The sequence below is a fragment of the Streptococcus sp. V728 genome, assembly GCF_052077995.1.
GTDB classification, from domain to species: Bacteria; Bacillota; Bacilli; order Lactobacillales; family Streptococcaceae; genus Streptococcus; species Streptococcus infantis_B.
In genome coordinates, this window is sequence record NZ_JBQJJH010000003.1 from 118,975 (window position 1) to 130,031 (window position 11,057).

General features: G+C 41.2%; 7 protein-coding genes, 2 tRNA genes and 2 rRNA genes. All 11 read right to left on the minus strand.

What is annotated here, in order from left to right:
* Nucleotides 1–70 precede the first annotated feature (70 nt).
* The 11 genes from ACTO1Y_RS06280 to ACTO1Y_RS06330 all read right to left on the minus strand — a co-directional run bounded on the left by ACTO1Y_RS06280 (nt 71) and on the right by ACTO1Y_RS06330 (nt 11,040).
* Nucleotides 71–2,972: ribosomal RNA gene (locus ACTO1Y_RS06280) — 23S ribosomal RNA — on the minus strand.
* A 125-nt stretch (nt 2,973–3,097) separates the two neighbouring features.
* Nucleotides 3,098–3,170 (minus strand) — tRNA-Ala (locus tag ACTO1Y_RS06285).
* Nucleotides 3,171–3,220: 50 nt separating this feature from the next.
* Nucleotides 3,221–4,766: ribosomal RNA gene (locus ACTO1Y_RS06290) — 16S ribosomal RNA — on the minus strand.
* Together the 16S and 23S rRNA genes with 2 tRNA genes alongside form the textbook arrangement of a ribosomal RNA operon.
* 227 nt (nt 4,767–4,993) lie before the next feature.
* Nucleotides 4,994–5,065: transfer RNA gene (locus ACTO1Y_RS06295), tRNA-Glu, on the minus strand.
* Between the two features lie 161 nt (nt 5,066–5,226).
* On the minus strand, nt 5,227–7,185 hold the full coding sequence (ftsH, locus tag ACTO1Y_RS06300) for an ATP-dependent zinc metalloprotease FtsH (protein ID WP_441348684.1): 1,959 nt from the start codon (nt 7,183–7,185) through the stop codon (nt 5,227–5,229).
* A gap of 16 nt (nt 7,186–7,201) precedes the next feature.
* Entirely contained in the window at nt 7,202–7,744 is a 543-nt protein-coding gene (gene hpt / locus ACTO1Y_RS06305; protein ID WP_006150551.1) for a hypoxanthine phosphoribosyltransferase, read from the minus strand.
* Between the two features lie 4 nt (nt 7,745–7,748).
* Nucleotides 7,749–9,026: a tRNA lysidine(34) synthetase TilS gene (gene tilS, locus ACTO1Y_RS06310; RefSeq protein ID WP_441348685.1), complete on the minus strand. Its 1,278-nt coding sequence runs from the start codon at nt 9,024–9,026 to the stop codon at nt 7,749–7,751.
* Entirely contained in the window at nt 9,023–10,291 is a 1,269-nt protein-coding gene (locus tag ACTO1Y_RS06315) for a serine hydrolase (protein WP_441348686.1), read from the minus strand. Before ACTO1Y_RS06315 ends, tilS begins: the two co-directional genes overlap by 4 nt.
* Nucleotides 10,284–10,406 (minus strand): SP_0009 family protein, encoded by a 123-nt coding sequence (locus ACTO1Y_RS06320; protein WP_006146040.1) that lies wholly within the window; start codon nt 10,404–10,406, stop codon nt 10,284–10,286. The genes ACTO1Y_RS06315 and ACTO1Y_RS06320 overlap by 8 nt, the downstream gene beginning before the upstream one ends.
* Before the next feature lie 6 nt (nt 10,407–10,412).
* Nucleotides 10,413–10,781, minus strand: coding sequence for a septum formation initiator family protein (locus ACTO1Y_RS06325; RefSeq protein ID WP_006150553.1), 369 nt, complete (start codon nt 10,779–10,781; stop codon nt 10,413–10,415).
* Nucleotides 10,774–11,040 carry an RNA-binding S4 domain-containing protein gene (locus ACTO1Y_RS06330; protein WP_006150557.1) on the minus strand — a complete coding sequence of 89 codons (267 nt, stop codon included), beginning with the start codon at nt 11,038–11,040 and terminating at the stop codon, nt 10,774–10,776. The genes ACTO1Y_RS06325 and ACTO1Y_RS06330 overlap by 8 nt, the downstream gene beginning before the upstream one ends.
* Nucleotides 11,041–11,057: the final 17 nt, after the last annotated feature.

Consider the following 11,057-nt stretch of genomic DNA (forward strand, 5'->3'; position numbering starts at 1 on the left):
TAATACCTACTCAAAATTGAATATCTATCAAATTCCAAGAAATCCTTCACACTTCGTATTCTCAGTTACTTTGGATAAGTCCTCGAGCTATTAGTATTAGTCCGCTACATGTGTCGCCACACTTCCACTTCTAACCTATCTACCTGATCATCTCTCAGGGCTCTTACTGATATAAAATCATGGGAAATCTCATCTTGAGGTGGGTTTCACACTTAGATGCTTTCAGCGTTTATCCCTTCCCTACATAGCTACCCAGCGATGCCTTTGGCAAGACAACTGGTACACCAGCGGTAAGTCCACTCTGGTCCTCTCGTACTAGGAGCAGATCCTCTCAAATTTCCTACGCCCGCGACGGATAGGGACCGAACTGTCTCACGACGTTCTGAACCCAGCTCGCGTGCCGCTTTAATGGGCGAACAGCCCAACCCTTGGGACCGACTACAGCCCCAGGATGCGACGAGCCGACATCGAGGTGCCAAACCTCCCCGTCGATGTGAACTCTTGGGGGAGATAAGCCTGTTATCCCCAGGGTAGCTTTTATCCGTTGAGCGATGGCCCTTCCATACGGAACCACCGGATCACTAAGCCCGACTTTCGTCCCTGCTCGAGTTGTAGCTCTCGCAGTCAAGCTCCCTTATACCTTTACACTCTGCGAATGATTTCCAACCATTCTGAGGGAACCTTTGGGCGCCTCCGTTACCTTTTAGGAGGCGACCGCCCCAGTCAAACTGCCCGTCAGACACTGTCTCCGATAGGGATCACCTATCCGGGTTAGAGTGGCCATAACACAAGGGTAGTATCCCAACAACGTCTCCTTCGAAACTGGCGTCCCGATCTCATAGACTCCTACCTATCCTGTACATGTGGTACAGACACTCAATATCAAACTGCAGTAAAGCTCCATGGGGTCTTTCCGTCCTGTCGCGGGTAACCTGCATCTTCACAGGTACTAAAATTTCACCGAGTCTCTCGTTGAGACAGTGCCCAAATCATTACGCCTTTCGTGCGGGTCGGAACTTACCCGACAAGGAATTTCGCTACCTTAGGACCGTTATAGTTACGGCCGCCGTTTACTGGGGCTTCAATTCATACCTTCGAGTTACCTCTAAGCACTCCTCTTAACCTTCCAGCACCGGGCAGGCGTCACCCCCTATACATCATCTTACGATTTAGCAGAGAGCTGTGTTTTTGATAAACAGTTGCTTGGGCCTATTCACTGCGGCTGACTTAAAGTCAGCACCCCTTCTCCCGAAGTTACGGGGTCATTTTGCCGAGTTCCTTAACGAGAGTTCTCTCGCTCACCTGAGGCTACTCGCCTCGACTACCTGTGTCGGTTTGCGGTACGGGTAGAGTATGTTTAACGCTAGAAGCTTTTCTTGGCAGTGTGACGTCACTAACTTCGCTACTAAACTTCGCTCCCCATCACAGCTCAATGTTATAGAACTAAGCATTTGACTCAGTTCACACCTCACTGCTTAGACAGACACTTCCAATCGTCTGCTTTAGTTAGCCTACTGCGTCCCTCCATCACTACATACTCTAGTACAGGAATATCAACCTGTTGTCCATCGGATACACCTTTCGGTCTCTCCTTAGGTCCCGACTAACCCAGGGCGGACGAGCCTTCCCCTGGAAACCTTAGTCTTACGGTGGACAGGATTCTCACCTGTCTTTCGCTACTCATACCGGCATTCTCACTTCTATGCGTTCCAGCGCTCCTCACGGTACACCTTCGCCACACATAGAACGCTCTCCTACCATACCTATAAAGGTATCCACAGCTTCGGTAAATTGTTTTAGCCCCGGTACATTTTCGGCGCAGGGTCACTCGACTAGTGAGCTATTACGCACTCTTTGAATGAATAGCTGCTTCTAAGCTAACATCCTAGTTGTCTGTGCAACCCCACATCCTTTTCCACTTAACAATTATTTTGGGACCTTAGCTGGTGGTCTGGGCTGTTTCCCTTTCGACTACGGATCTTAGCACTCGCAGTCTGACTGCCGACCATAATTCATTGGCATTCGGAGTTTATCTGAGATTGGTAATCCGGGATGGACCCCTCACCCAAACAGTGCTCTACCTCCAAGAATCTTTATGTCGACGCTAGCCCTAAAGCTATTTCGGAGAGAACCAGCTATCTCCAAGTTCGTTTGGAATTTCTCCGCTACCCACAAGTCATCCAAGCACTTTTCAACGTGCCCTGGTTCGGTCCTCCAGTGCGTCTTACCGCACCTTCAACCTGCTCATGGGTAGGTCACATGGTTTCGGGTCTACGACATGATACTAATGCGCCCTATTCAGACTCGGTTTCCCTACGGCTCCGTCTCTTCAACTTAACCTCGCATCATATCGTAACTCGCCGGTTCATTCTACAAAAGGCACGCTCTCACCCATTAACGGGCTCGAACTTGTTGTAGGCACACGGTTTCAGGTTCTATTTCACTCCCCTCCCGGGGTGCTTTTCACCTTTCCCTCACGGTACTGGTTCACTATCGGTCACTAGGGAGTATTTAGGGTTGGGAGATGGTCCTCCCAGATTCCGACGGGATTTCACGTGTCCCGCCGTACTCAGGATACTGCTAGGTACAAAGACTATTTAAAATACGAGGCTCTCACTCTCTTTGGCTGATCTTCCCATATCATTCTTCTATAATCTTTGAGTCCACATTGCAGTCCTACAACCCCGAAGAGTAAACTCTTCGGTTTGCCCTTCTGCCGTTTCGCTCGCCGCTACTAAGGCAATCGCTTTTGCTTTCTCTTCCTGCAGCTACTTAGATGTTTCAGTTCACTGCGTCTTCCTCCTCATATCCTTAACAGATATGGGTAACAGGTAGTACCTGTTGGGTTCCCCCATTCGGAAATCCCTGGATCATCGCTTACTTACAGCTACCCAAGGCATATCGTCGTTTGTCACGTCCTTCTTCGGCTCCTAGTGCCAAGGCATCCACCGTGCGCCCTTATTAACTTAACCTTACTTTTTTGACCTTTCAGTCATAAACTCTTATTAATACTACAGCGTTTTCGGTTTATTTTCTTGTTACTATTTGATATAGATATTCAATTTTCAATGTGCATTACTTGGTGATCTCTCACCAATGGAGCCTAGCGGGATCGAACCGCTGACCTCCTGCGTGCAAAGCAGGCGCTCTCCCAGCTGAGCTAAGGCCCCACAAGACCTCTCAAGACTAAACAAGACCAATGTGCTTTCCTTATCCTTAGAAAGGAGGTGATCCAGCCGCACCTTCCGATACGGCTACCTTGTTACGACTTCACCCCAATCATCTATCCCACCTTAGGCGGCTGGCTCCAAATGGTTACCTCACCGACTTCGGGTGTTACAAACTCTCGTGGTGTGACGGGCGGTGTGTACAAGGCCCGGGAACGTATTCACCGCGGCGTGCTGATCCGCGATTACTAGCGATTCCGACTTCATGTAGGCGAGTTGCAGCCTACAATCCGAACTGAGACTGGCTTTAAGAGATTAGCTTGCCGTCACCGACTTGCGACTCGTTGTACCAGCCATTGTAGCACGTGTGTAGCCCAGGTCATAAGGGGCATGATGATTTGACGTCATCCCCACCTTCCTCCGGTTTATTACCGGCAGTCTCGCTAGAGTGCCCAACTGAATGATGGCAACTAACAATAGGGGTTGCGCTCGTTGCGGGACTTAACCCAACATCTCACGACACGAGCTGACGACAACCATGCACCACCTGTCACCTCTGTCCCGAAGGAAAACTCTATCTCTAGAGCGGTCAGAGGGATGTCAAGACCTGGTAAGGTTCTTCGCGTTGCTTCGAATTAAACCACATGCTCCACCGCTTGTGCGGGCCCCCGTCAATTCCTTTGAGTTTCAACCTTGCGGTCGTACTCCCCAGGCGGAGTGCTTAATGCGTTAGCTACGGCACTAAACCCCGGAAAGGGTCTAACACCTAGCACTCATCGTTTACGGCGTGGACTACCAGGGTATCTAATCCTGTTTGCTCCCCACGCTTTCGAGCCTCAGCGTCAGTTACAAGCCAGAGAGCCGCTTTCGCCACCGGTGTTCCTCCATATATCTACGCATTTCACCGCTACACATGGAATTCCACTCTCCCCTCTTGCACTCAAGTTAAACAGTTTCCAAAGCGTACTATGGTTAAGCCACAGCCTTTAACTTCAGACTTATCTAACCGCCTGCGCTCGCTTTACGCCCAATAAATCCGGATAACGCTCGGGACCTACGTATTACCGCGGCTGCTGGCACGTAGTTAGCCGTCCCTTTCTGGTAAGATACCGTCACAGTGTGAACTTTCCACTCTCACACTCGTTCTTCTCTTACAACAGAGCTTTACGATCCGAAAACCTTCTTCACTCACGCGGCGTTGCTCGGTCAGACTTCCGTCCATTGCCGAAGATTCCCTACTGCTGCCTCCCGTAGGAGTCTGGGCCGTGTCTCAGTCCCAGTGTGGCCGATCACCCTCTCAGGTCGGCTATGTATCGTCGCCTTGGTGAGCCGTTACCTCACCAACTAGCTAATACAACGCAGGTCCATCTGGTAGTGGAGCAGTTGCCCCTTTTAAACAGTTATCATGCAATAACTGTTGTCATGCGGTATTAGCTATCGTTTCCAATAGTTATCCCCCGCTACCAGGCAGGTTACCTACGCGTTACTCACCCGTTCGCAACTCATCCAGAAGAGCAAGCTCCTCCTTCAGCGTTCTACTTGCATGTATTAGGCACGCCGCCAGCGTTCATCCTGAGCCAGGATCAAACTCTCATTAAAAGTTTGAGTTCTCACTCATTTCTGTCACTGACAGATTTATTGTTTTTTCATTGTTCAGTACTATAACTTCCGTTATAGTGCCCTGCACATTGGTTCGTCTTGTTCAGTTTTCAAAGGTCTTTGTCGCGCTTGCGACAACTATATTAGTATATCACAGTCATTTTTCTCTGTCAACAGGTTTTTTTAACTTTTTTAAAATCCTATCAACCTTAACCGCGATACACCCATAGTCCGTACGGGATTCGAACCCGTGTTACCGCCGTGAAAAGGCGGTGTCTTAACCCCTTGACCAACGGACCCTGAGCTTTTCAACTCTTTCTATTATACCTACTTTTTGACGCTTGTCAAGATATTGGGTTTATTTTTTCTGAAATTTTTTACTATTTTTTCATATGTTATTTTTTATAACAAGAAAGAGAGGATATATGTAATCCTCTCTTGTATCTAGCACACTAATATTTTAGTTTTCTTCAGCCATTTTTGATTTGACTTCATCATATGATAGGGCACGTGATTCCTCTTCTACTGATTCAGGCATTTTCCCTGTTTCATAAAGAGATTTGATTTGTGTACTATCCAATGTTTCATATTTTAATAAGGCTTCTGCAATCAATTTATGCGTTTCACGATTTGATTGAATAATTTCAGCTGCTTTATTACGTGCTTCATTCAACAATGCTCGAACTTCTTCGTCAATCTCATAAGCTGTACGCTCTGAAATAGATTTTTGTGGAGTTTGAGCACCAAACATTGCATGATTTCCTTCATATTGAACAGGTCCAAGTTTTTCACTCATACCATACTCTGTAACCATTGCACGCGCCATTTGTGTAGCTTGTTCAAAGTCGTTTGATGCACCTGTTGTTTGGACATTAAAGATAATTTCTTCAGCAACACGTCCACCCATTAAACCAGCTAATTGTTCTTTCATATCTTCTTTAGATAGCAACATTTGATCTTCTTTTGGAAGAGCAATCATGTAACCACCTGCACGTCCACGTGGTACTATGGTAACTTTATGAACAACACGGGCATTTGACAATACTAGACCGACAATGGTGTGTCCTGCCTCATGGTAGGCAACCAATTCACGTTCTTTTTGTGAAACTGTCTTGTCTTTCTTAGATGGTCCAGCTATAACACGATCTTCTGCCTCATCAATATCAGAAGCATCAATCACTGATTTATTACGACGAGCTGCAACTAAGGCTGCTTCATTCAATACATTTTCCAAATCGGCACCAACAAAGCCTGGGGTTTGTTGTGCTACCAATTTCAAATCTACATCTTCAGCTAAAGGTTTATTTCTAGCATGGACTTTCAGAATTGCTTCGCGTCCTTTAACATCTGGACGACCAACCAATACTTTTCTATCAAAACGACCTGGACGAAGAAGGGCTGGGTCTAGAACATCTGAACGGTTCGTTGCCGCAATGACAATGATCCCTTCATTTCCTTCAAAACCATCCATTTCAATCAAGAGTTGGTTTAAGGTTTGTTCACGTTCGTCATTACCTCCACCAAGACCGACACCACGTTGGCGACCAACGGCATCAATTTCATCAATGAAGATAATTGCTGGTGCTGCTTTTTTAGCGTCCTCAAAAAGTGAACGTACACGGCTGGCACCGACACCGACAAACATTTCTACGAAGTCAGAACCTGAAATACTAAAGAATGGTACTCCAGCTTCTCCTGCTACTGCTTTAGCAAGTAATGTTTTACCAGTTCCCGGAGGTCCTTCTAAGAGAACACCAGCTGGGATACGAGCACCTAATTTTGTAAAGCGTTTTGGATCTTTCAAGAATTCAACAACTTCAACAAGTTCTTGTTTTTCTTCTTCAGCTCCTGCTACATCTGAAAAGCGTACTTTGATATCTTCCTTATTAGCAGCCTTAGCTTTATTGCGTCCAAAGCTCATCGGATTGCGTCCACTATTTCCACCCATATTGCCCATCATAGAAAATAGGAAGAAGAATAAAATGGCAAATGGTACTACTGAAACCAGGATATTAATCCACATACCACTGGAACTTTCATGTTTCACTTCAATTTGTGTTTGATGTTCGCCAGCCAGTTTTTGTAAATCCGCTACAGTAGTATCTGATGGAAGGATAATACTAGTAAATTTCTCTACTTTGGTTGCAGAAGGTGTGAAAAACTGAATACCTGTTTCCGGTTGTTCTGTTTTAGCAGTTTTATATACACCAGACACTTCGATGACACTACCACTTGGTTGATAGGTCATTTCTTTTACATTGTCGTTGGTGATTTCCTGCACCAATTCTGAGTATTTAATTTGTTGACTATGACCTGCAGCTCTTCCAGCAAAGAAGTACTGGAAGCCAGTGACTATCAAGAATATCATCAACAAATAAAGAAATGGATTTTTTATAAAACCATTATTTTGTTTTTGCATTCAATAACTTACCCTTCTATTTTGAGTAAACTTCCTCTTTCAATACACCTACATAAGGAAGGTTACGATAATTTTCATTATAGTCTAAACCATAGCCTACAACAAATTCATTCGGAATTGTAAAACATGTATAATCTGCTTCAATTTCTACAGTACGGCCTTCTGGTTTATCTAACATAGTTACAATCTTAACAGATGCCGCTTCTCTAGCAGTAAACATATCTCTCAAACTTTTCAAGGTTTGACCAGTGTCGATAATATCTTCCACAAAAACAACATGTCTACCTTTAATATCTTGAGTTACATCTTGTTTGATATTGATAACACCGCTACTTACAGTACCACCATGATAGCTAGAAACCATCATAAAGTCCATTTCAAGATGTGTATCAATATATTTAACTAATTCTGCCATGAAAGGAATAGATCCTTTTAAAATTCCAACTAAAATTGGATTTTTCCCTTCATAATCTTTTGTTAATTGAGCACCTAATTTCTTAGCAGCTTCTGTAATTTCATCTTGTGAAATCAAAATCTTCTTGATATCTTGTTCTAACATGATTTTACCTATCTATTTTTTCTATATAAAGTACAGTGTTCATTATATCATTTTTCATTTTTATACTCAAATCACTGAGTTCAATTCCTAAAATTGAATAAATTTGTCCAAATTGCTCAACAATAATAGCATTTTCCCGTTTTTCTGTAGGAATTTTTAAATCAATAAAAAGTCGTCTTAATTTTTTTCGATGACCATTTTTTATCAAATAATCACCGGACTTTCGATGCCTTAAAATCAACGATGTTTCACGAGAAACATTTATCTTTTGAACATTTTCCCCTTTTAGAGGGATTCCAAATGAAAATAAATAACCTTCATAATGAACTTGATTTTGATAGTTTAACACACACTCATTACTTTTTTCATCAGACTTTGGTCTGATTTTACAAATTTGAAAGTGTTGATATCCTTTTATAAGTTCATATCCATTTTTTAATCGATGACGATATTGACTCTTGGTTCTTAAAATATGATGGACCTGTCGGAATTGTTCTCTTGTTACATTTAAATCAGCAAAACGACTAAGGTATTGTTGTAGTAAAACTCGTTGCGTTGCTTCACTAAAAGATAAAAACTGAGTTAAATCTTCTACATCAACCGTTTTAGAGAATTCAGCCAGAGCAATTTGATAATCAGAAACTTCTTTTCCAAACTCTAAAATTGCTTTTTTTACCTGAACATTTTCTTTTTCTAACTGTGGCAGATAGAGGTTGCGAATACGATTGCGAAGATAGTGATTTTCTTTATTCGTTGGATCTTCAAAATGCTCAATTTTAGGAAAATCCTTCTTATAAAAAGACAACAAAGGACGAATTAACTCTCCCTTATTAAACGTTTGTCTTTCTTTAATAGCTGATAAATGGTGTAGTCTAACACCTCTAATCAATCGCATAAAGATTGTCTCAACTTGATCATCTGCATGATGAGCTGTCACAAGAGCTGTAGATGACGTTTTCGCCATTACCTCTCTAAAAAATTCATAGCGAAATTGACGAGCATTTGCTTCTGAAAAATTTCCAGTGAAACAAGCTACATAAATTGAAACTCCAACTTGTTCTGCCAGTTTTCTTAATTCATTTTCTTCAATATCTGATTCTGGTCGTTGTTTATGATTCACATGAGCTAAAAATAATTCAATCCCAAGTTCTTCTTGATAGGTTGAAAGGAGATGAAGGAGAAACATCGAATCCAACCCACCAGACAAGGCTAGTAGGACTCTTGAATGATGTCTAAAATAACCTTTTTCTAAAAAATGATTTAAAAATTCTCGGTCTCTCATTTTAGGACCTCGTAGACATCCTTAGCAATTTTAGAAATGGTATCATAATCAGAATTTTTAGTAAAAATCGAAATAATGAAAGGAGAATCTGTATAGACTACTGCCACATCATGTTTAAATTCATCTGCATCCCCAATTTTATGGGCTACCTTAGCAGAAATATTTTTAGCAATACGTTGATTATCAAAAGAAGTCTGCGATAGCGATTCTAAAACAAAACCATTTTGATTATAAATAGATTCCATAACTTGCCCAGCCATTTTAGCTGAAGCTAACTTATCATTTACATCCCATTCATTACCAGCAACCCTAGTCATCTCTTTTTTGAAGACGTCATCTGATTTATTCGTAATATAATAACCAAGAATATTATGAGCCACATTGTCAGATTCTTTCGCTGTTTTTGTAATTAAATCTTTAATAGTGTATTCTTTATTATCAGCTGTTTTAGAGAGACTTCCACTTCCTTCCGGTTTATAAGAACCAGGGAAATCATTAACTTCAGAAACATACTTTAATTTCGTGTCAAGTTGATAATCACCTTGATTGATTCTTTCCTGAACATAATAAAGATAAGGTAATTTCATAACACTAGCAGCGTACATTTTTTGCTCTTCATTAATCCCAGCTTCCTTGCCTGTACTCAATTGTTTAACATAAATAGAAAACTGTTCATTTTGATAATTTGCAGATAGTAACTCCTGTACTTTCTGGATTCTATTATCATCATTAGAAATATAATCCGTCAAAATCCAACCAGCTTGTTTGATATGTAAGAATTCACGACCTTCAGCAAAAACAGACATGTCTGCTTCAACCTCTTGATAAGGTGCCAAAGTAGATTTTAATTCTTGTTTATCATAAGGACTATTATAGACAACAAATCCAGGTTCTAACCACACTCGTTTAGAGAAATTGTTGACGATTGAACTATCGTATAAAAGTCGTTTATCAGCCATCACAAATTGATTATTAGACAATTTAAAGACAGGATGTCCTTGTTTATTTAATCGCCATTCTAAAATAGATAATTTTGTATCTGCATTGACTTTTCCTGATTCTTTAATCAAGTCTTCTGTAGAATAAACAGGTGTTTCACCATAAAATTTTGGAGATTCTATAACATCTTGATAATAAAAATGATACGAAGTGTGGGTTAAGGAATAAACTTCTTGGTTTGGAATGATAACTGGATTCTCAGTGCTTACTACTTGAACACTTTTTAGGAAAATTGGAAGTAGTAATATCACTAAAAATTTACGCATTCTTTTTCCCCTCTTCTTCTTGCAGTCGTAACAGATGATTTTTTTGAGATAATTCCTCCAATTTTTCATCTGATTGACTTAAAAATTGTTCAACAATCTTTAATAAATTTTCCATTTCACATTACCTAGGAAGCAAGTCCGGAATTGTATAAACTTCCTCCCATGATTTTGAATAATAATATTTTGCACGGGAATATTTAGCTGCATAGGATTCGTCTTTTAACTTAGTTGCTAAACTAGCTTCTTTATCCTTCTCATCGCTCAAATCCTGGTATTGTTTTTTCAAATCCGTTAATTGCTGACGACGTGTTAGTAATTGTTGATAACTTTGTGCTAAATTATAAGTTGGCAAGATAAATAACAACATTATCAAAATCAAAACCCATCCCATAAAACGATTGCGTTTTTGACGTTCTTCCATCATGTATTTACGTCGTTGGTGTTCATTTTGAATAAAAGAGTTATTCATTTGGACTATTTTTTTATACATCGCCTTCTACCCTTGTTTCACTAATAATTTCATACATTCCAGCTGCATCTTCTTTTTTAGTGCTATCTTTCATTTCCAGCACCTTTACAAGCAACAATTTATTTCCAAAGCGAATTTCAACCTGATCATTGAGTTTTAAATCTGTTGAACTTTTAGCAAGGATACCATTTACCTTGATTCGCCCCTTATCTGCAACTTCCTTAGCCACCGTACGACGCTTTATAATTCGTGATACTTTTAAATACTTATCTAATCTCATCTTAATACCTCAAATTA